Below are 19,747 nucleotides of genomic sequence, written 5' to 3' on the forward strand. Positions count from 1 at the left end.
ATCCCTTTTATTCAGATTATTTTGCAGCAACAAATCCTACTGCTTCATACACTTTCGCCAAGGTTTCTTGCGCTTTTGCACGCGCTTTTTCCGCACCTTGTCGTAAGATATTATCTAATAAAGCTTCATCATTACGATATTGATGGAAACGTTCTTGTAAACCAGCAAGTAAAGTTGATACTTCATCCGCTACTGCTGTTTTTAAATGTCCGTACATTTTGCCTTCAAATTCTTTTTCAAGATCAGCAATTGGCTTATCCGTAACCGCAGAAAGAATATCTAAAAGATTGGATACACCCGCTTTATTTTGTACATCATAACGAATGACCGGCGGCTCATCTGAATCTGTTACGGCACGTTTAATTTTCTTCGCCACAGATTTTGGATCTTCCAAAAGTGTCACTACATTGTTGCGATTATCATCTGATTTTGACATTTTCTTTTCAGGATCTTGCAATGACATAATACGCGCGCCTGCTTTTCCAATGAAAATTTCAGGAATGGTAAAAATATTGCCATAAAGCGCATTAAAGCGATTTGCAATATCACGCGTAATTTCTAAGTGTTGTTTTTGGTCATCTCCAACAGGCACGCTTTTTGCTTGATAAAGTAAAATATCCGCCGCCATTAACACAGGATAATCAAACAAACCCACGTTAATATTTTCTGCATAACGCGCTGATTTATCTTTGAATTGCGTCATTCGGCTCATTTCACCGAAATAAGTGTAGCAGTTTAACACCCAGCTTAATTGCGTGTGTTCTGGAACGTGAGATTGAACAAAAATAGTACTTTTATTTGGATCAATTCCGCACGCTAAATAAAGTGCAAGCACATCAAGCGTTGCTTTACGAAGGGCAACAGGGTCTTGACGAACAGTGATCGCATGTAAATCAACTACGCAGAAAATACATTCATAATCCTCTTGCATTTTCACCCAGTTGCGCAACGCGCCCAAATAATTTCCGATAGTTAATTCACCAGAAGGCTGCACGCCACTAAAAACAATTGGTTTTGCCATAATCAATCCTTAATACCTTAAAACTGTTCGCACATCATACCAGAAACTCTAGGCTTTTTTAATGTTCGAGTTCAAAAGCTAGGTTAAAAATGCTATATTTAACGGAAACGTTTTCCTAATATTTTCTAATGAAAAACTACCACGATATTGTTCTTGCCCTTGCTGGAGTGTGCCAATCAGCAAAATTGGTTCATCAACTTGCAACAGAAAGTCGAGCTGATTCAGATACATTTTTAACCGCACTTAATAGCATTTTCATTACCCAACCACAACGAATTGAAGATGTTTTTGGTGGAGAAGTTCGTCATTTAAAATTAGGTCTAGGAACCTTAATTCATCAACTCAATGCGCAAGGCGATCAAAATTTAACTCGCTATTGGCTAAGCCTTTTGGCATTAGAAGGAAAATTATCGAAAAATCCCGATGCCAAACAAACATTGGGCAATCGAATTTCTCGCCTAAAAGAACAAGAAATTCATTACGCTCGCGATAGTGAAACAATGCTATCTATAATGGCAAATATTTACAGCGACGTTATTAGCCCATTAGGCAAAAAAATTCACATCCTAGGCTCACCTGATTATTTGCGACAAGAACTCGTGCAAAATAAAATCCGTGCGGTTTTACTTGCAGGCATTCGATCTGCTGTGCTGTGGAAACAAATGGGCGGAACAAAATGGCAAATTTTATTTTTCCGCAGAAAATTACTTGCCACCGCAAAACAGATTTATTCTTCTATTTATTAATACAATTCTGGAGCAAACATTTATGCAACTCTCTACACTGACCGCACTTTCCCCTCTTGATGGTCGTTATCAAGATAAAGTAACTCCATTACGCACTATTTTTAGCGAATTCGGGTTAATGAAATTCCGTGTAGCTGTGGAAGTTCGTTGGTTACAAAAATTAGCTTCAACGGCAGAGATTACTGAAGTACCGCCATTTTCTACGCAAACAAATACTTTTTTAGATGGAATTGTGGCTAATTTTAATGAGACCGATGCTGCGCGTATTAAAGAAATTGAACGCACAACCAATCACGATGTGAAAGCCGTTGAGTATTTTCTGAAAGAGAAAATTCAAAATGAAGTGGAACTAATGAACGTTTCCGAATTTATTCATTTCGCTTGCACCTCAGAAGATATTAACAACCTCTCTCACGCATTAATGTTAAGCACCGCTCGTGACGAAGTGATTTTACCAGAATGGAAAAAACTGATTGATGAAATCACTCGTCTTGCAGAAGAATATAAAATGATTCCATTACTTTCTCGCACACATGGCCAACCAGCTTCACCAAGCACCGTGGGCAAAGAAATGGCGAATGTCGTTTACCGTCTAAAACGTCAATTTAAACAACTCCAAAACGCGGAAATCTTAGGTAAAATCAATGGTGCGGTAGGTAACTACAATGCGCATTTATCGGCATATCCTAATGTTGATTGGCATAAATTCAGCGAAGAATTTGTCACTTCATTAGGTATTCAATGGAATCCTTATACCACTCAAATTGAACCACACGATTACATCGCTGAATTTTTTGATGCTGTAGTCCGCTTTAATACCATTATCATTGATTTTGATCGGGATTTATGGGGATACATTGCATTAAATCACTTTAAACAACGGACTATTGCAGGCGAAATCGGTTCTTCTACCATGCCACACAAAGTCAATCCAATTGATTTTGAAAACTCAGAGGGCAATCTAGGGTTAGCGAATGCAGTAATGACTCACTTAGGTCAAAAGTTACCAATTTCCCGCTGGCAGCGTGACTTAACGGATTCAACCGTATTACGTAATTTAGGCGTAGGATTAGGTTATTGTTTGATCGCTTATGCTTCAACCCGAAAAGGCATCAGTAAACTTGAAGTAAATCAACCGCACTTATTAGAAGAACTCAATCAAAACTGGGAAGTTTTAGCTGAACCAATTCAAACCGTAATGCGCCGCTATGGAATAGAAAAACCTTACGAAAAATTAAAAGAATTAACGCGAGGTAAACGAGTGACAGAACAGGCTATGCGTGAATTTATTGATAAGTTGGATATTCCACAAGAAGAAAAATTACGTTTACAAAAATTAACACCCGCTACTTATATTGGGGCTGCAGTGGAATTAGTAGAGAAACTATTATAGGAATTTGGCTCTTTTTCCAACAATATTCTTTACAAGAACATAGTTTTTCTCTATAATCCTGCGCCTATGTTAGTCAATCTAACAAATTTCTGGTTGGTGCTTGACCTATTCAAGCCCCATCCAAGACCGTAGGGGAGTAATCTTAATTATCCTACGTAGATGGTGAACAGAATAAGAATTTTTCTTGCTTCTGGGCGCCGAAGTCATCCTAGTCTTAGGATTAGGTAAATTAATTCCGAGTAATCGGAGTGTATTCAGGAGCTAAAAGCCAATGGCATTAAATCTTCAAGACAAACAAGCAATTGTTGCTGAAGTAAATGAAGCAGCCAAAGGTGCACTTTCAGCAGTAATCGCGGATTCTCGCGGTGTAACTGTTGAGAAAATGACTGAATTACGTAAATCAGCACGTGAAGCTGGCGTTACAATGCGTGTAGTTCGTAATACTTTATTACGTCGCGCAGTTGAAGGCACAGATTACGAATGCTTAAAAGATACGTTTGTAGGTCCAACACTTATCGCGTTCTCTAACGAACACCCGGGCGCAGCTGCTCGTTTGTTCAAAGAGTTTGCTAAAGCAAACGATAAGTTTGAAATTAAAGGTGCAGCCTTTGAAGGTAAAATCCAAGATGTTGAATTCTTGGCAACATTACCAACTTACGAAGAAGCGATTGCACGTTTAATGGGCACAATGAAAGAAGCTGCAGCAGGCAAACTTGCTCGCACCTTCGCGGCATTACGCGACAAATTACAAGAAGCAGCTTAATCATTAAGCGTTTCTTACTTCATCTAACTTTATTTATTTTAGGAATTGATTGTTATGTCATTAACTAACGAACAAATCATTGAAGCGATTGCTTCAAAAACTGTAACTGAAATCGTTGAATTAATCGCAGCGATGGAAGAAAAATTCGGTGTTTCAGCAGCGGCAGCAGTAGCAGCAGCTCCAGCAGCAGGCGGCGCAGCGGCAGCAGAAGAAAAAACTGAATTCGACGTAATTCTTGCAGCAGCTGGTGCTAACAAAGTAGCAGTAATCAAAGCAGTACGTGGTGCAACTGGTTTGGGCTTAAAAGAAGCTAAAGATTTAGTTGAATCTGCTCCAGCAGCATTAAAAGAAGGTGTTTCTAAAGAAGAAGCTGAAGCACTTAAGAAAGAATTAGAAGAAGCTGGTGCACAAGTAGAAGTTAAATAATTTCTATTTTAACCACTTTAAAATTCAGAAAACCGATGGGAAACCATCGGTTTTTTCCTATCTAAAAAGCCGTAACTTCCTTAATTTAAAAACTTATCATCTTCTCCTTTCTACGATAAAATATCTCCCATTATTATTGATAAATAAAGAGAAAATCTATGACTACAAAAGCATTAAGTGCGGTAATTTTAGCAGCCGGAAAAGGAACGCGCATGTATTCCGATTTACCTAAAGTTCTACATACAATCGCTGGTAAACCAATGGTAAAACATGTAATTGATACTGCTCATCAATTAGGCACAGAAAATATTCATTTAATCTATGGCCACGGTGGGGACTTAATGCGTACCCATCTTGCAAATGAACAAGTAAATTGGGTATTACAAACAGAACAACTCGGCACAGCACATGCAGTTCAACAAGCGGCACCTTTCTTTAAAGATAACGAAAATATTGTTGTACTTTACGGCGATGCGCCATTAATAACTAAAGAAACATTAGAAAAATTAATTGACGCGAAACCAGAAAATGGCATTGCATTGCTTACCGTAAATTTAGATAACCCGACAGGCTATGGACGAATTATCCGTGAAAATGGGAATGTTGTAGCAATTGTAGAACAAAAAGATGCGAATGCTGATCAACTAAATATTAAAGAAGTAAATACTGGCGTTATGGTATCCGATGGTGCAAGTTTCAAAAAATGGCTAGCTCGTGTAGGCAATAATAATGCTCAAGGCGAATATTACTTAACGGATCTTATTGCTCTCGCAAACCAGGATAATTGCCAAGTTATTGCAGTACAAGCAACAGATATCATGGAAGTTGAAGGCGCAAATAATCGCTTACAATTAGCCGCACTTGAACGTTATTTCCAAAATAAACAAGCCTCTAAATTATTACTTGAAGGCGTAATGATCTACGATCCCGCTCGTTTTGACCTACGTGGAACATTAGAGCATGGAAAAGATGTGGAAATCGATGTTAATGTTATTATCGAAGGTAATGTTAAACTCGGTGATCGCGTAAAAATTGGCGCAGGTTGCGTATTGAAAAATGTTGTTATTGACAATGATGTAGAAATAAAGCCCTATTCTGTGCTAGAGGATTCTGTAGTGGGAGAAAAAACCGCAATTGGTCCATTTTCTCGTTTACGCCCAGGTGCAGAACTCGCAGCTGAAACGCATGTCGGTAACTTTGTAGAAATTAAAAAATCTACTGTTGGTAAAGGTTCTAAAGTAAATCACCTAACCTATGTTGGCGATTCAGAAATCGGCTCAAATTGTAATATTGGTGCAGGTGTCATCACCTGTAACTACGATGGCGCAAATAAATTTAAAACGATCATCGGTGATGATGTATTTGTGGGATCTGATACGCAATTAGTCGCGCCAGTAAAAGTCGCAAATGGTGCAACTATTGGTGCTGGGACAACAATTACACGTGATGTTGGCGAAAATGAATTAGTGATTACACGAGTTCCTCAACGCCATATTCAAGATTGGCAACGACCAACAAAGAAAAAATAAAATAGCATAAAAAAATCCTACGTTTTATCGTAGGATTTTTTTATAAACCGATTTTACAAATCATAATTAAAACTACATAAAAAATGACCGCACTTAATACCAATAATTTAAAAGCCAATTTAGGCTTTCTCTGATGTAGGCGATATAAAATTCGAGCTACCGCCGCAAGAATAATAGGATAAATCCAAAAAAATATTGAGAATAAATTAACTTGCCAAGTTTCTAAGTTTGAATTTTTCTCAAATGTAGTGGAAAGCAACAGAGCCATCGGACATAACAATACAGGGGCACAAAAAACAGCTAATCCCCAAGAAAATAAACTAAAGCCACGAGGCAAAGATTGTCTTGTCATAATTTAAAAATTTTACAAATAAAAGATAACTACAATATAACAAATACTGTGATTATTAGAAAGTAATTGGAAATCTATAGACTTGAATAAAGTGAAATGGCGCACCCGAAAGGATTCGAACCTTTGACCGCTCGGTTCGTAGCCGAGTACTCTATCCAGCTGAGCTACGGGTGCGTAGATGATGCTTTAATTATTCATAACCACTTTAATAAGATAGAGTCGCTTTAAAATGGCGCACCCGAGAGGATTCGAACCTCTGACCGCTCGGTTCGTAGCCGAGTACTCTATCCAGCTGAGCTACGGGTGCAGAATAAATAAAATAAACAATATGGCGGTGAGAGAGGGATTCGAACCCTCGATGGAGCTTTTTAACCCCATACTCCCTTAGCAGGGGAGCGCCTTCAGCCTGCTCGGCCATCTCACCACAATCGGTGTGAGCGGTATAATACGTTTTTTAGAAAATATGTCAAACCATTTTTTGAAAAACACACCTGTTTGAATATTTTATCTACACATTAAATATGTTATTGAATAAAAATCTACTCATTATTCAAAAATACTAAAATCTTAGATATTGTTTCCCGTCTCAATTCCTCTTGCTCAAATAACACCTCATGTTTAGCGTTTAATACAACTTTACATTGAGCATTCTGAAAAAGTGCGGTTAATTTTTCAAGATTTTTGTTATCTACTATTTTTTCTTTTTCGGCTTGTAAAATTAGGATTGGAATTTCAATCTTAGGAATAACTTTCGACAAGCGTTTAATTGCATTCAAACACAAATGCACCCAACGGAACGTTGGTCCGCCAAGATAAATTGCTGGATTTTTACGATTTACACGATTCATCCATTTCATTCTGGTTTTACAGAAACTTAGTTCATTGTATTCCAAATGGGCTTGTTGATAAGGCCCTTTTCCAAAAACATAACGCTCGCCTTGTCCTAAAATATTCATTAGGGCAATAATCAGTTCATCTATAATTGGATGTTTTAAAGGAATGCCGTAAAAAGGCGAAGAAAGTATCGCTTTATTAATGCGATGATCACAATTTGCCAAATAATACGTCGCAATCAATGCGCCCATCGAATGAGCAAGCAAATGCTGCATTGAATAGCTGAAAAGTTCGGTCACTTTTTCGATGATTTTCGCCATATCATCAACATAGAAACGAAATTCGTCTAAATGCCCTTTTTCAGAATCCTTCAGCAAATGGGTTGAATATCCTTGACCTCGGTGATCAAATAGCAACACATCATAGCCTTGATGATAAAAATCATAAGCTGGCTCCGACCATTTCAACATATTTTCAGCACGACCACTCACCAAAATCATCAATTTTCTATCCGCACTTTTAGCGTGTGTTAAATGACGATAAGCGATTTGAACATTATTTTTGCTAATGAAATATTGCGTTGGAAATTGATTGAAAAAAGATAACAGTTCGGTAAAGGCAAATTGAGTAAAGTTGGATTCTCGATTCATAAGTTTTTAGATGGGATACATAAACGCATACAAAAGAAAGAAAAAGTGCGTGAGATTTTACGTCACGCACTCTGCCAATTATGCCACCAATTGTTTTAAGATACGGCGAACTGGCTCTGCAGCACCCCATAATAATTGGTCACCCACAGTAAAGGCAGCCAAATATTCAGGCCCCATTGCCAATTTACGTAAACGCCCCACTGGCACGCTTAATGTACCTGTTACTTTCGCTGGCGTTAATTCACGTAATGTGGTTTCTTTGTCATTTGGAATCACTTTCACCCATTCGTTGTGAGACGCTAAAATTTGTTCGATTTCTTCTAATGGTAAGTCTTTTTTCAGTTTGATGGTGAACGCTTGGCTGTGGCAACGTAATGCACCAATACGTACACATAAACCATCAACAGGAATTGGATTGTCGCTTAAACCTAAGATTTTGTTGGTTTCTGCATAACCTTTCCATTCTTCTTTAGTTTGTCCTGTTTCTGGAAGAAGTTTGTCAATCCAAGGGATTAAACTACCACCTAATGCCGCACCAAAATTATCCGTTGGGAAGCTATCAGAACGCATTTCTGCAGTCACTTTACGTTCAATGTCTAAGATTGACGAAGCAGGGTCTTTTAATTCACTCGAAACCGCTTGTTCTAATAAGCCCATTTGTGAAAGTAATTCACGCATATTTTTTGCGCCAGCACCTGAAGCCGCTTGATAAGTTGCCACAGAAATCCATTCCACCAAATCTTTTTCAAATAGACCGCCGATAGCCATCAACATTAAGCTCACGGTACAGTTACCGCCCACGAAAGTTTTAATGCCTTTTTTTAAGCCTTCAGAAATCACGTGTTGGTTTACCGGATCAAGCACAATAATTGCATCATCTTTCATACGTAATGCAGACGCAGCATCAACCCAATAACCATCCCAACCTGTTGCTTTTAATTTTGGATAGACTTCATTAGTGTAATCGCCACCTTGGCAAGTCACGATAATGTCTAATTTTTTGAGTTCTTCAATATCGAATGCATTTTTAAGTTCGCCTGCATCCTTGCCACCAAATACAGGTGCTTTTTGACCTGCTTGTGAAGTTGTAAAAAATACGGGATTAAGATTCGCAAAATCATTTTCCTGCGACATACGATCCATTAATACGGAACCGACCATTCCGCGCCAGCCGATAAAGCCTACATTTTTCATTGTTGTTTCCTTAGTTTGTTGTGTTTGAATAGAATTATTAATTACAAGATAGCGTTAGCAAAATCAAGTATTTTTCATGGAAATTTACATTTTGCGAAAGAAATTAAATAAGAAATAAAAAAGAGCGGTCAATTTAAAAGAAAATTTAACTTGACCGCTCTTTTCTAGTTATCTACGTCAACACTTATCACGCCTTCTTCCGCTTTCAACAATGCATACGCATCTTTCAACATTGTGGAATCAATGGAAAAACAGCGAATTTGTAACCGCACTTCACCACTACTTTGATCTTTCACCTGTATATGTTCAATACGATACTGATTGTTTACTAACAATTGGGTGACTTTTCCAATGCTTTCCGCACCATTGACGAGAATATTGAATTTTGTCCGACGACGTTGTGATTTACGATGAACCCAACGTTGTACCAGCGGACTTAATCGAATAGAGACCAAAATCATCACAGTGGCGATAACCGCATCGAACACGAAACCTGCCCCAGCAGCAATACCGATCCCCGCAGAAGCCCAAATAATCGCCGCAGTGGTTAAACCTGAAATCGCATCATTTTTCTTATGCAAAATCACACCAGCACCTAAAAAACCGATGCCGCTAATCACTTGAGCCGCAAGACGCATCGGATCCGTACGAATATTTTCTGAAACTTGCGCATAATGCTCTGCGGCTTGAATCGAAACAATGGTTAGCACACAAGTGGTGACGGCAATAATGGCGCAAGTTTTCACGCCCACAGGTTTGCGCTTAAGCTCACGCTCTAAGCCAATAACACTACCAAGCACCATCGCCAATAGCATTTTGCTAAAAATAATCAAATGATAAGGATCGAAAAGTGCGGTCAAAAGTAAAGATGAATTTTCCATAATGATAAAAATAAGTCCGACATAATCGTTTATTCTACATCACTTAGCTTAAAATCTTTACCCTTTCAAGCCTTTAATTTATCGCCTTTCTTTCGAAAATTGAGTAAAATCTTGCGTTTGAAATTTTATAGAGCGAAAGAACGGTTATTTTTATGCAAAATTCAACCCCAAGCATTGGCTTTGTAAGCCTTGGTTGCCCAAAAAACTTAGTAGATTCTGAACGAATCTTAACGGAACTACGCACCGATGGTTACAACATTGTGCCAAGCTATGAAAATGTTGATTTAGTGATTGTGAACACTTGTGGCTTTATTGATAGTGCGGTGCAGGAATCACTCGAAGCGATTGGCGAAGCATTAGAAGAAAATGGGCGAGTTATCGTGACTGGCTGTTTGGGGGCAAAAGAAGACCAAATTCGTGAAGTGCATCCTAAAGTTTTAGAGGTCAGCGGCCCACACAGTTATGAAGCAGTGATGGCGCAAGTTCACAAATATGTGCAAAAACCAACACATAATCCTTACACCAGCTTAGTACCAAAACAAGGCGTAAAACTCACACCAAAACATTATGCCTATTTGAAAATCTCTGAAGGCTGTGATCACCGTTGTACGTTCTGCATTATTCCATCTATGCGTGGTGATTTGGAAAGCCGTTCTATTACGCAAGTTTTGGACGAAGCAAAACGTCTAGCCGAAGCAGGCGTAAAAGAATTGCTTGTGGTATCACAAGACACTTCCGCTTATTCCATGGATTTAAAACGCCAAGAGGGCGGAGTAAAAACGGCTTTCTGGAATGGCATGCCAATTAAAAATGATTTAATGACCCTTTGTAAACAGCTTGGCAAACTTGGCATTTGGGTTCGCTTACATTATGTGTATCCCTATCCACATGTGGATGATTTAATTCCATTAATGGCTGACGGCACGCTCTTACCGTATTTAGACATTCCATTACAACACGCCAGCCCGAAAATCTTAAAAGCAATGAAAAGACCGGGCAGCATTGACCGCACTTTAGAACGCATTAAACAATGGCGTGAAATTTGCCCAGATTTAACATTACGCTCCACCTTTATTGTAGGTTTCCCAGGCGAAACAGAAGAAGATTTCCAATTATTGCTCGATTTCTTAAAAGAAGCCCAACTTGATCGCGTAGGCTGTTTCAAATTCAGCCCAGTTGAAGGTGCACCTGCAACAGAGATGGCTGACCAAGTACTAGAAGATGTGAAAGAAGAACGTTTCCATCGTTTCATGCAATTACAACAAGAAATTTCTGCAAATCGTTTAAAACAAAAAATCGGCAAAACTCTTGATGTATTAGTAGATGAAATTGACGAAGAAGGCATTATTGGCCGCTCAAAAGCTGATGCTCCTGAAGTTGACGGGTTAGTTTATGTCGATAATTTAAGCGGAATCAATGTCAAAGTCGGCGACGTGATTAAAGTAACCATCACAAATTCTGATGAATATGATTTGTGGGGAAGTTGTTAAATAACAACAATCTTAACGAAATAAACAAAAAATCCATCTTCGTATTGAAGATGGATTTTTTCTTAGCCGAACACTTTTTCCAAGTGTGCTTGGTAGTCTGCTAAGTATTGTTTTACTTGTGGATTTTTAATCACATCGTTACATAAGAATGTCGGCAGACGGGTCAAGCCGATGAACTCGTTGAGTTTGTGGAAGTGCATATACAACGCATCCACGCCTTTGCCTTCGAAGAAGTCGCCTTCGCGAGTGAAGGCTTCAATCGGCGCATTCCAAGTAAGCGAAAGCATGTGTTTTTTGCCTTGTAACAAACCACCTGTGCCATAGCCTTCTGTCGGATTAACACGATGACGTCCATCACTGTGATAAAGCTTGCCGTGTCCATCGGTTAATACTTCGTCTATGTATTTTTTCACTGTCCAAGGCTCGTGCATCCACCAACCTGGCATCTGCCAAATCACGGCATCCATCCACAAGAATTTTTCGATTTCTGCTTCAACATCATAGCCGGCATCAATCACGGTTTCTTTTACATTGTGTCCAAGTGCGGTCAAAACTTCTTTCGCTTTTTTGTGAAGTGTGTGGTTCAACTCGCCATGTGAATGACCAAACTCTTTTCCACCGTCTAGTAATAAAATATTCATCTTTGCTCCTAAAATAAAGAATTCAAAAAGGGATTTTATTATGCTATTTTATACTTAAAAAGTGCAAAAATAAAAAAACTCTTTTGCGTTAAACAGAATAATAAAATGAAAACAACTTCTGAAGAATTAACGGTATTTGTACAAGTAGTCGAAAATGGCAGTTTTAGCCGTGCAGCCAAGCAGCTAGCGATGGCAAATTCTGCGGTAAGCCGCGTGGTGAAAAGACTAGAAGAAAAATTAGGCGTAAACCTAATCAACCGTACCACGCGACAACTAAGACTAACAGAAGAAGGTTCGCAATATTTTCACCGAGTGCAGAAAATTCTGCAAGAAATGGCTGCGGCAGAGGCTGAAATGTTGGCTGTAGACGAAATACCACAAGGCATACTACGCGTAGATTCCGCTATGCCGATGGTGTTACATCTGCTAGTGCCACTGTCAGCAAAATTCAACGAACGCTATCCACACATTCAACTTTCGCTAGTTTCTTCCGAAGGCTATATCAATCTAATTGAACGCAAAGTCGATATTGCCTTACGAGCTGGAGAATTGGATGATTCTGGGTTACGTACTCGTCATTTGTTTGATAGCCACTTCCGCGTAGTCGCCAGTCCAGAATACTTGGCAAAACACGGCACGCCGCAATCCACCGAAGATCTTGCCAACCATCAATGTTTAGGCTTCACCGAGCCTACTTCTCTAAATACATGGGCAGTTTTCGATGCTCAAGGAAATCCCTATAAAATCTCACCGCATTTTACCGCCAGCAGCGGTGAAATCTTACGGTCATTGTGCCTTTCAGGTTGTGGTATCGCTTGCTTATCAGATTTTTTGATAGACAATGACATCGCTGAAGGAAAATTAATTCCCTTACTTGTTGAGCAAACCTCCAATAAAACGCTCCCCTTCAATGCTGTTTACTACAGCGATAAAGCCGTCAACCTTCGCCTACGTGTGTTTTTAGACTTTTTAGTAGAAGAACTAAAGGGATAATTAAAATTCATAAGAATCAAATTTTAACGTCAATTTGCAAAAATACTTTAAAACCTGACCGCTCTTTTCCTCCTATCTTTTCATTTTGAGCTAGATTTTCTAACATCCTTTCAAAATCGCCCTCAATCTATCAAGTTGATTTTGTGTTTTTTCTTGTTTTTGTTCGGTGGTTAGTTTTGGTTTATCGCGTTCCCACAGTACATCATCATTGGGTAATTCAGCTAAAAATCGGCTCGGTTCTGGGCGAACTAATTCACCATATTGACGGCGCTCACGACATAAGGAAAAAGTGAGTTCTTTTTGCGCTCTTGTGATCCCCACATAAGCCAAACGGCGTTCTTCTTCCACGTTGTCTTCATCAATGCTAGTTTGGTGGGGCAAAATGCCCTCTTCCATACCGATCAAATAAACATAAGGAAATTCCAATCCTTTAGAGGCGTGCAATGTCATCAGTTGAACTTGATCGCTCTCATCATCATCTTCGCCTCGCTCCAACATATCCCGTAATGTCAGGCGGGTTACTACTTGATTAAGATTCATCGGCTCATTGGTTTCATTGCCTTTTAACATATCCGCAACCCAGTCAAATAACGTGGCAACATTCTTACTTTGCATTTCTGCCGCTTTAGGGCTTGTTGCGTATTCATACAAATATTCTTCGTAATGAATCGCGGATAACATTGAACGTAGCGCACGTTCTGGTTCAGAACGTTGAATTTCATCATTAAGTTCTACAATCCAACGGCCAAATTTTTGCAATGAATCATAGGCTTTTGGTGTAATGCGTTGAATAAGTTCAAACTCAAAAATAGCATCAAATAAACTGATGTGTTTTTCTTGAGCCAACTCTCCAAGTTTTTGTAACGTCGCGGTGCCAATTTCACGTTTCGGTGTATTCACAATACGCAGGAATGCGGCATCATCATCTTGATTCACCACCAAGCGCAAGTACGCCATCATATCTTTGATTTCTGCACGGGAGAAAAAAGAAGTACCGCCTGAAATTTTGTAAGGAATACGGTTTTGCATCAGTACTTTTTCGAGTAATCGGGATTGATGATTACCTCGATACAAAATCGCATAATCTTTATATTTGGTTTTACGGCTAAAACGATGGGCGATCAACTCGGCGACAATCCGCTCTGCTTCGTGTTCTTCATTTTTTGCTTCGATAACAAGCAACCTTTCCCCTTCGCCAATGGTTGAAAAAAGTTTCTTATTAAACACGTGGTCATTGTTATCAATCAAGATATTGGCGCAATGCAAAATGCGTTGGGTTGAACGGTAATTTTGCTCTAGCTTAATCACTTGCAAACGAGGGAAATCATCGCGTAAACGCACCATATTTTCTGGTCGTGCGCCACGCCACGAATAAATAGATTGGTCATCATCGCCCACCACAGTGAAACAAGCACGATCACCCACTAAAAGTTTAATCAGCTCATATTGACTGGTGTTGGTGTCTTGATATTCATCCACCAACAAATAACGAATTTTTGCCTGCCATTTTGACCGCACTTCTTCATTTTGCTTGAACAATAATGTCGGAAGCATAATCAAATCATCAAAATCAAGGGCGTTGTAGGCTCGAATTTGTGCGGCGTAACGCTCATAACATTTTGCAAAAGTTTGATATTTTGCATCACGCGCCAACGCAAATGCCTGTTTTGGCGAAATTAAATCGTTCTTCCAGTTAGAAATCACTGAAATTAACTCACGCAATAAATCCTTATCTTCTTTTAACACATCAGCGGTTAGCTCTTTTAACAACGCAAATTGATCATGTTCGTCAAACAAGGTCATATTTGATTTAAAGCCCAACGCTTTATATTCGCGCTTAATAATGTCAAAACCGAGCGTATGAAAAGTAGAAACAAGCAAGCCTTTGGATTGTTCTTTGCCAATGGAATGAGCAACACGCTCTTTCATCTCGCGTGCGGCTTTGTTGGTGAAAGTAACAGCAGCAATTTGTTTTGGAGAATAACCGCACTTTTCAATTAAATGGGCAATTTTATTAATGATTACGCGAGTTTTGCCTGAGCCAGCACCAGCAAGCACAAGACAAGGGCCTGTCGCATATTCAACGGCTTGTTGTTGTTGAAGATTGAGTTTCATAAGAATTATTGAGTCCACGCATAGGGCAGTAATACAGTGTCTAATAAAAATGAGAGAGGCAAATCTAAGATTGGAAATCCCCATTGTTGAGCCATTTCAAGATCATAAGCAGCCCCAGCATAGGCGGTATATTTTTCTGTGGGATCGATAAGTTTAATCACGGAACCACAACCAGATAAAGCGATAAGTGCGGTCAAAAAAATAAAGGTTTTTATCATCGTGCTTTTAACGCATTAAACACAGACACAGGTACTAGCTCAGCAACATCACCACCATGCAAATAAATTTCACGCACAATGGTGGAAGAAACAAACGCCCATTTTTCTGCTGGTGGGAAAAACAGACTATCTACGCCTTTTGTGAGTAAACGATTAAGCGCAGCCAATTGAAGTTCATATTCAAAATCTGTTGTCGTGCGTACGCCGCGAATAATGGCGGAAATATTGTGCTGTTTAATCACATTTGCCAACAAATCAGAAAAACCAAACACCTCAACATTGGATAAATGCGCAACAGATTGACGAACAAGCTCCACACGCTCATCCAAAGAAAATAGTGGCTTTTTGCTTGGGCTGTTCGCCACCGCCACTAAAACACGAGGAAAAATCACCGCACTTCTTTCAATAATGTCTAAATGACCGTTCGTAATCGGGTCAAAAGTACCGGGATAAATCACGCTCGTCATACATTGCGCTCCAAATAAGGTTTTAATAAATCTAACAAACGCTGTAATGCCCCTCGGTTTTCCATCAGCACCTCATAGCCTGCATTGCCTAAACGTTCGCTCGCTTCTTTTGAATTTAATAAGGCTTCTACCGCACGTTCTAAGGCATCTGCTGTGGAATTAACTTCCAGCACACCTTGTACTTCCACCAACATTCGAAATATCTCAGGGAAATTGAAAGTATGCTTGCCAGTAATCACTGGCATTTTAAATGCAAGAGGTTCCAGTGGATTGTGTCCACCATGTTTCACAAGGCTTCCACCCACAAAAGCAATATCAGAAACGCCATACATCAACATCAGTTCACCCATGCTATCACCCAAAATCACTTGAGTATTCTCATTTGGTAACTCATTTGTCGAACGGCAAATAAATTGGAATTTTTCCTTTTTAAGTAAATCAGCCACCACATTAAAACGCTCTGGATGGCGCGGAACGAGCAATAACAATAAATTTGGGTATTTTTCCAATAATTGACGATGTGCTTGTAAGATAATTTGCTCTTCGCCTTCATGGGTACTCGCAGCAATCCAAATCGGATGATTTTTTACCCAAAGTGCTCGTAAAGCATCAATCTTTTCGCGTAACTCATCCGTGATGGCAAGATCATATTTAATATTGCCCGTCACCTTCAATTTATCTTTGCGATAACCTAAACCCAAATAACGATTGCTACTAATTTTGTCTTGAGGTGCAATTAAATCAATTTGTGAAAACATATTTTGCAAACGCGGTTTAATTTTTCCATAACGACGCGCAGAACGGGCAGACAAGCGTGCATTTGCCACCACAAAAGGGATGCCACGGCGAGAAAATTGTTGGATTAAATTTGGCCAAAGTTCGGTTTCAATCACAATACAAAGTTTTGGCTGAACAAAGTCAATAAAACGATTAATGGCACAAGGTATGTCATAAGGCAAATAGCAATGGAAAACGCTATCGCCAAAAGCCGCTTTGACACGATCAGAACCCGTAGGGGTAACTGTAGTGAAAGTAATAGGTAAGTGCGGGTAATTTTGTTGGAGTTTTTGCACAAGTGGCGTAGCAGCAATAACCTCGCCCACTGATGCCGCATGAATAACAATACCACCAGTTTCAGGCGGTGTCAGTAAAGCATAAAAACCATAACGCTCACCAAGCCTTTTTCGGTAATTCGGTGCCTTAAATCCGCGTAGCCACATAAAGAGTAGCACTAACGGTTGAATCAGATACATCAAGCTCGTATAAAAAAAACGCCACATAAATGAAATTCGGTTATACTTGAAAAGATTTCGGCTAGTATAGCAAAAAAAGGATTGAAAATATGCCTACAATTAGCGTTGCGATGATTGTAAAAAATGAAGCACAAGACCTCGCCAATTGCTTAGACACCGTAAAAGATTGGGTGGATGAAATTATCATTCTAGATTCCGGTAGCACAGATAACACTAAAGAAATTGCGCTCAGTTATGGGGCGAAATTCTATGAAAATAGAGACTGGCCTGGCTTTGGTAAACAACGCCAATTAGCCCAACAATATGTAACCAGTGATTATGTACTCTGGTTAGATGCAGACGAACGCGTTACACCCAAGCTACAACAGGCTATTTTAAGTGCGGTTAAAAATGATCGAGAAAATACCGTTTATGAAATTCCACGAGTGAGTGAAGTCTTTGGACATGAAATTCGCCATTCAGGATGGTATCCCGATTATGTGATTCGCCTCTATCGCACAAACTATGCGCAATATAACGATTCATTGGTACATGAAAAAGTCGAATTTCCTGCTGGGACAAAAGTAGAAAAATTGACAGGTGATTTAGAGCATTTCACTTATAAAAGCATTCATCATTATCTAGTGAAATCCGCAGGTTATGCAAAAGCATGGGCAGACCAACGTCAAGCTAAAGGAAAAAAAGCGACACTTTGGCAAGGAATCACCCACGCACTCGGCTGTTTTGTGAAGATGTATTTGTTAAAAGCGGGTTTTTTAGATGGCAAACAAGGATTTTTATTAGCTGTGTTATCGGCGCATTCAACCTTTGTAAAATACGCCGATTTATGGGAGCGCGATCAGCATACACACTAGCGAGTTTTGCAAGGACAATTATTTAAATGATCGTCTACCAACCCCATGGACTGCATAAACGCATAGCACGTGGTTTCGCCAACAAAGACGAAACCACGTTTCTTTAAGGCTTTAGAAAGTGCTTTAGATGCTTCTGTTTTAGTTGGTACAGTTCGCAAATCAGGCACATCATTGACAATCGGTTTATGATTCACAAATGACCAAATAAAATCACTGAAATTTTCACCGCACTTTTCCATCGCCAAATAAGCTTTCGCATTTTTAACGATGGCTTCTAACTTAGCTCGATGGCGAATTAATCCTGTATTTTGCATACAAGCATCAATATCAAGTGCGGTCATTTTTGCAATTTTTTTCGGATTAAATTGATGAAAAGCCTCACGGTAAGATTCACGTTTTTTCAAAACCGTAATCCACGAAAGTCCCGCTTGTTGCCCTTCCAAACAAATTTTTTCAAATAGCTTTTGGCTGTCGAATTCAGGCTTTCCCCATTCCTTGTCATGATAATCAATATAAATAGGTTGTTCGCCAACCCAAGGGCATCGAGTAATCATAACATCTCCTTTTTAAGCTGCTCATAAACCGCGACAAAATCTGGCATTACGCCTCGCCATAAATGGAAAGAATGGGCGGCTTGCGCGACCAACATTCCAAAGCCATCGCTAACATTGCTTAAACCTAAACTTTTGCATAATGCGATAAATGGCGTGTCTATGCCTTTCGCATATTGCATATCGTAAAAAGCCGAGCCCAATTTTAAAATTTCAGTATCAACTGGAGCTGTTCCACCACTTAATCCAGCTGAAGTCGCATTAATCACTAAATCATAAGTTTGTAGCGGAATAGAATCCATTGAGGCCGCTTGAATATTGCCGTAAGGCTGAAATCTTTCAGCTAATTCTTTGGCTTTCGAAAAAGTGCGGTTGGCAAGGACAATATTTTGTTGAGCTTGTAAAAGTGGCAATAATACGCCTTTTGTTGCTCCTCCCGCTCCTAACATTAATATACGCTGATTTGGGTGAAGCCAATTTAAACGTTGTAAATCTGTCACCAAACCGATCCCATCAGTGTTATCCGCATAAAGCTTTCCATCATCGAGTTTTTTTAGCGTATTGCAGGCTTCCGCCAGTTTTGCTCGTTGGCTATATTCGTCTGCCAGTAGATAAGCTCGTTCTTTAAAAGGCGAAGTAATATTGCAACCTTTCGCCCCCTCATCGAAAAATGCCAAAAGCTGTTGTTCAAAAGCATCAAGATCGCCTAATTTTGCAATGTATTCTATGGTTTGATGGGTTTGTGCTGCTAACTGACTTTGAATTAATGGCGATTTACTTTGCACAATCGGATTGCCCCACACAGCATAAAGATCCATAAATTATCCTTGTCTAAAAAGTTGATTTGTGCGCAAGTCTCGAATTTCTGATGGATTACGCGCATCTCCCACAATTTCATCTAATACTGGAAAATCCGCACCGAATTGTAACCGCACTTCATCGGAGGTGCGGCAAGGTGGCTCTCCTGTTAGGTTTGCACTCGTTGAAGTTAATGTAAAACCCGTGAGTTCACATAAGGCTTTCACAGATGGGTGATCGCACAAACGTATTGCAATGCTATCAAATTTGCCTGTGAGAAAATGCGGAGTGGTGGATTTAGCTGGCACAATCCAAGTAGTTGGGCGTTCATATTTACCTTGCAGGCGAAAAAGCTGTTCATCGTTAATCTGCTCAAAATCGACAAAAGGACGGAAAAAATCCAAGCTAGGCGCCACTAAAATCAGCCCTTTTTCCACTGGGCGTTGCTTTAAATCAAGTAATTTTTTTACCGCACTTTCACTTTGCGGATTACATCCCAAGCCAAATACAGCTTCAGTGGGATAAGCGACCACTTGATTTTGTCGAAGGGCCTCAGCGATTTGTTCTCTATTCATTTT

General features: G+C 39.5%; 21 protein-coding genes and 3 tRNA genes. 8 read left to right on the forward strand and 16 right to left on the reverse strand.

Features of this window, described 5'->3' with window-relative positions:
• Positions 1–16: 16 nt before the first annotated feature.
• Positions 17–1,021, reverse strand: a complete 1,005-nt coding sequence (trpS, locus tag AC6H0J_RS01860; protein WP_497512746.1) for a tryptophan--tRNA ligase — start codon at positions 1,019–1,021, stop codon at positions 17–19.
• Positions 1,022–1,149: 128 nt separating this feature from the next.
• Between trpS and hflD the strand changes: the two genes are divergently transcribed.
• From hflD to glmU, 5 genes are all read left to right on the forward strand, one after another.
• Complete coding sequence (hflD, locus tag AC6H0J_RS01865; RefSeq protein ID WP_497512747.1) at positions 1,150–1,767, forward strand: high frequency lysogenization protein HflD; 618 nt, start codon at positions 1,150–1,152, stop codon at positions 1,765–1,767.
• Positions 1,768–1,789: 22 nt separating this feature from the next.
• Positions 1,790–3,160: an adenylosuccinate lyase gene (gene purB, locus AC6H0J_RS01870; protein ID WP_497512748.1), complete on the forward strand. Its 1,371-nt coding sequence runs from the start codon at positions 1,790–1,792 to the stop codon at positions 3,158–3,160.
• A gap of 271 nt (positions 3,161–3,431) precedes the next feature.
• Positions 3,432–3,923 carry a 50S ribosomal protein L10 gene (gene rplJ, locus AC6H0J_RS01875; protein WP_005626605.1) on the forward strand — a complete coding sequence of 164 codons (492 nt, stop codon included), beginning with the start codon at positions 3,432–3,434 and terminating at the stop codon, positions 3,921–3,923.
• Between the two features lie 54 nt (positions 3,924–3,977).
• Positions 3,978–4,349 (forward strand): 50S ribosomal protein L7/L12, encoded by a 372-nt coding sequence (gene rplL, locus AC6H0J_RS01880; RefSeq protein WP_005626607.1) that lies wholly within the window; start codon positions 3,978–3,980, stop codon positions 4,347–4,349.
• Between the two features lie 158 nt (positions 4,350–4,507).
• On the forward strand, positions 4,508–5,878 hold the full coding sequence (gene glmU, locus AC6H0J_RS01885) for a bifunctional UDP-N-acetylglucosamine diphosphorylase/glucosamine-1-phosphate N-acetyltransferase GlmU (RefSeq protein ID WP_497512749.1): 1,371 nt from the start codon (positions 4,508–4,510) through the stop codon (positions 5,876–5,878).
• A gap of 40 nt (positions 5,879–5,918) precedes the next feature.
• Here glmU and AC6H0J_RS01890 read toward each other — a convergent pair whose 3' ends face one another.
• The 7 genes from AC6H0J_RS01890 to AC6H0J_RS01920 all read right to left on the reverse strand — a co-directional run bounded on the left by AC6H0J_RS01890 (position 5,919) and on the right by AC6H0J_RS01920 (position 9,789).
• Complete coding sequence (locus tag AC6H0J_RS01890) at positions 5,919–6,230, reverse strand: DUF5389 family protein (protein WP_118796397.1); 312 nt, start codon at positions 6,228–6,230, stop codon at positions 5,919–5,921.
• Positions 6,231–6,327: 97 nt separating this feature from the next.
• Positions 6,328–6,404 (reverse strand) — tRNA-Arg (locus AC6H0J_RS01895).
• 56 nt (positions 6,405–6,460) lie between these two features.
• Positions 6,461–6,537, reverse strand: a tRNA-Arg gene (locus tag AC6H0J_RS01900).
• A gap of 22 nt (positions 6,538–6,559) precedes the next feature.
• A tRNA-Ser gene (locus AC6H0J_RS01905) sits at positions 6,560–6,654 on the reverse strand.
• 115 nt (positions 6,655–6,769) lie between these two features.
• Positions 6,770–7,714: an alpha/beta fold hydrolase gene (locus AC6H0J_RS01910; RefSeq protein ID WP_497512750.1), complete on the reverse strand. Its 945-nt coding sequence runs from the start codon at positions 7,712–7,714 to the stop codon at positions 6,770–6,772.
• Between the two features lie 78 nt (positions 7,715–7,792).
• Positions 7,793–8,908 carry an aspartate-semialdehyde dehydrogenase gene (gene asd / locus AC6H0J_RS01915; protein WP_005626617.1) on the reverse strand — a complete coding sequence of 372 codons (1,116 nt, stop codon included), beginning with the start codon at positions 8,906–8,908 and terminating at the stop codon, positions 7,793–7,795.
• 164 nt (positions 8,909–9,072) lie between these two features.
• Positions 9,073–9,789 carry an MgtC/SapB family protein gene (locus tag AC6H0J_RS01920; protein WP_005626619.1) on the reverse strand — a complete coding sequence of 239 codons (717 nt, stop codon included), beginning with the start codon at positions 9,787–9,789 and terminating at the stop codon, positions 9,073–9,075.
• Positions 9,790–9,941: 152 nt separating this feature from the next.
• Between AC6H0J_RS01920 and rimO the strand changes: the two genes are divergently transcribed.
• The gene (gene rimO / locus AC6H0J_RS01925; RefSeq protein ID WP_005626621.1) at positions 9,942–11,279 is read left to right on the forward strand and encodes a 30S ribosomal protein S12 methylthiotransferase RimO; all 1,338 of its coding nucleotides are present in this window, start codon (positions 9,942–9,944) and stop codon (positions 11,277–11,279) included.
• A gap of 62 nt (positions 11,280–11,341) precedes the next feature.
• Here rimO and AC6H0J_RS01930 read toward each other — a convergent pair whose 3' ends face one another.
• Entirely contained in the window at positions 11,342–11,920 is a 579-nt protein-coding gene (locus AC6H0J_RS01930; RefSeq protein WP_005626623.1) for an NAD(P)H-dependent oxidoreductase, read from the reverse strand.
• A gap of 105 nt (positions 11,921–12,025) precedes the next feature.
• On the opposite strand from AC6H0J_RS01930, the gene yafC reads away from it, so the two are divergent.
• Positions 12,026–12,913: a DNA-binding transcriptional regulator YafC gene (yafC, locus tag AC6H0J_RS01935; protein ID WP_046953183.1), complete on the forward strand. Its 888-nt coding sequence runs from the start codon at positions 12,026–12,028 to the stop codon at positions 12,911–12,913.
• A 99-nt stretch (positions 12,914–13,012) separates the two neighbouring features.
• Here yafC and rep read toward each other — a convergent pair whose 3' ends face one another.
• Genes rep through waaA form a run of 4 tightly spaced genes read right to left on the reverse strand, consistent with a single transcriptional unit; the run spans position 13,013 to position 16,993 of the window.
• The gene (gene rep, locus AC6H0J_RS01940; protein ID WP_046953184.1) at positions 13,013–15,028 is read right to left on the reverse strand and encodes a DNA helicase Rep; all 2,016 of its coding nucleotides are present in this window, start codon (positions 15,026–15,028) and stop codon (positions 13,013–13,015) included.
• A 5-nt stretch (positions 15,029–15,033) separates the two neighbouring features.
• Entirely contained in the window at positions 15,034–15,246 is a 213-nt protein-coding gene (locus tag AC6H0J_RS01945) for a YceK/YidQ family lipoprotein (RefSeq protein WP_005626628.1), read from the reverse strand.
• Complete coding sequence (coaD, locus tag AC6H0J_RS01950; RefSeq protein ID WP_005626630.1) at positions 15,243–15,713, reverse strand: pantetheine-phosphate adenylyltransferase; 471 nt, start codon at positions 15,711–15,713, stop codon at positions 15,243–15,245. The genes AC6H0J_RS01945 and coaD overlap by 4 nt, the downstream gene beginning before the upstream one ends.
• Positions 15,710–16,993: a lipid IV(A) 3-deoxy-D-manno-octulosonic acid transferase gene (gene waaA / locus AC6H0J_RS01955; RefSeq protein ID WP_005626632.1), complete on the reverse strand. Its 1,284-nt coding sequence runs from the start codon at positions 16,991–16,993 to the stop codon at positions 15,710–15,712. The genes coaD and waaA overlap by 4 nt, the downstream gene beginning before the upstream one ends.
• Positions 16,994–17,055: 62 nt before the next feature.
• Here waaA and AC6H0J_RS01960 point away from each other — a divergent pair, with 62 nt between their 5' ends.
• Positions 17,056–17,820: a glycosyltransferase family 2 protein gene (locus tag AC6H0J_RS01960; protein WP_118817514.1), complete on the forward strand. Its 765-nt coding sequence runs from the start codon at positions 17,056–17,058 to the stop codon at positions 17,818–17,820.
• Here AC6H0J_RS01960 and AC6H0J_RS01965 read toward each other — a convergent pair.
• The 3 genes from AC6H0J_RS01965 to tsaC are packed head-to-tail and all read right to left on the reverse strand — an operon-like array spanning position 17,817 to position 19,744.
• Positions 17,817–18,374 (reverse strand): DNA-3-methyladenine glycosylase I, encoded by a 558-nt coding sequence (locus tag AC6H0J_RS01965; protein WP_118817515.1) that lies wholly within the window; start codon positions 18,372–18,374, stop codon positions 17,817–17,819. The genes AC6H0J_RS01960 and AC6H0J_RS01965 overlap by 4 nt on opposite strands.
• Entirely contained in the window at positions 18,371–19,189 is an 819-nt protein-coding gene (gene aroE, locus AC6H0J_RS01970) for a shikimate dehydrogenase (RefSeq protein WP_118817516.1), read from the reverse strand. Before aroE ends, AC6H0J_RS01965 begins: the two co-directional genes overlap by 4 nt.
• 3 nt (positions 19,190–19,192) lie before the next feature.
• Positions 19,193–19,744 (reverse strand): L-threonylcarbamoyladenylate synthase type 1 TsaC, encoded by a 552-nt coding sequence (gene tsaC, locus AC6H0J_RS01975; protein ID WP_005626640.1) that lies wholly within the window; start codon positions 19,742–19,744, stop codon positions 19,193–19,195.
• Positions 19,745–19,747: the final 3 nt, after the last annotated feature.

Source organism: Haemophilus sp. THUN1691, from assembly GCF_059704425.1.

Excerpts from the sequence above, each read along its gene's own strand:
- AC6H0J_RS01960 (WP_118817514.1), top strand. The coding sequence starts at position 17,056 with ATGCCTACAATTAGCGTTGCGATGATTGTAAAAAATGAAGCACAAGAC.
- AC6H0J_RS01910 (WP_497512750.1), bottom strand. The coding sequence starts at position 7,714 with ATGAATCGAGAATCCAACTTTACTCAATTTGCCTTTACCGAACTGTTA.
- coaD (WP_005626630.1), bottom strand. The coding sequence starts at position 15,713 with ATGACGAGCGTGATTTATCCCGGTACTTTTGACCCGATTACGAACGGT.
- asd (WP_005626617.1), bottom strand. The coding sequence starts at position 8,908 with ATGAAAAATGTAGGCTTTATCGGCTGGCGCGGAATGGTCGGTTCCGTA.
- waaA (WP_005626632.1), bottom strand. The coding sequence starts at position 16,993 with ATGTGGCGTTTTTTTTATACGAGCTTGATGTATCTGATTCAACCGTTA.
- AC6H0J_RS01945 (WP_005626628.1), bottom strand. The coding sequence starts at position 15,246 with ATGATAAAAACCTTTATTTTTTTGACCGCACTTATCGCTTTATCTGGT.
- AC6H0J_RS01930 (WP_005626623.1), bottom strand. The coding sequence starts at position 11,920 with ATGAATATTTTATTACTAGACGGTGGAAAAGAGTTTGGTCATTCACAT.
- glmU (WP_497512749.1), top strand. The coding sequence starts at position 4,508 with ATGACTACAAAAGCATTAAGTGCGGTAATTTTAGCAGCCGGAAAAGGA.
- rimO (WP_005626621.1), top strand. The coding sequence starts at position 9,942 with ATGCAAAATTCAACCCCAAGCATTGGCTTTGTAAGCCTTGGTTGCCCA.
- AC6H0J_RS01890 (WP_118796397.1), bottom strand. The coding sequence starts at position 6,230 with ATGACAAGACAATCTTTGCCTCGTGGCTTTAGTTTATTTTCTTGGGGA.
- AC6H0J_RS01920 (WP_005626619.1), bottom strand. The coding sequence starts at position 9,789 with ATGGAAAATTCATCTTTACTTTTGACCGCACTTTTCGATCCTTATCAT.
- rplL (WP_005626607.1), top strand. The coding sequence starts at position 3,978 with ATGTCATTAACTAACGAACAAATCATTGAAGCGATTGCTTCAAAAACT.
- trpS (WP_497512746.1), bottom strand. The coding sequence starts at position 1,021 with ATGGCAAAACCAATTGTTTTTAGTGGCGTGCAGCCTTCTGGTGAATTA.
- hflD (WP_497512747.1), top strand. The coding sequence starts at position 1,150 with ATGAAAAACTACCACGATATTGTTCTTGCCCTTGCTGGAGTGTGCCAA.
- tsaC (WP_005626640.1), bottom strand. The coding sequence starts at position 19,744 with ATGAATAGAGAACAAATCGCTGAGGCCCTTCGACAAAATCAAGTGGTC.
- yafC (WP_046953183.1), top strand. The coding sequence starts at position 12,026 with ATGAAAACAACTTCTGAAGAATTAACGGTATTTGTACAAGTAGTCGAA.
- aroE (WP_118817516.1), bottom strand. The coding sequence starts at position 19,189 with ATGGATCTTTATGCTGTGTGGGGCAATCCGATTGTGCAAAGTAAATCG.
- AC6H0J_RS01965 (WP_118817515.1), bottom strand. The coding sequence starts at position 18,374 with ATGATTACTCGATGCCCTTGGGTTGGCGAACAACCTATTTATATTGAT.
- rplJ (WP_005626605.1), top strand. The coding sequence starts at position 3,432 with ATGGCATTAAATCTTCAAGACAAACAAGCAATTGTTGCTGAAGTAAAT.
- rep (WP_046953184.1), bottom strand. The coding sequence starts at position 15,028 with ATGAAACTCAATCTTCAACAACAACAAGCCGTTGAATATGCGACAGGC.
- purB (WP_497512748.1), top strand. The coding sequence starts at position 1,790 with ATGCAACTCTCTACACTGACCGCACTTTCCCCTCTTGATGGTCGTTAT.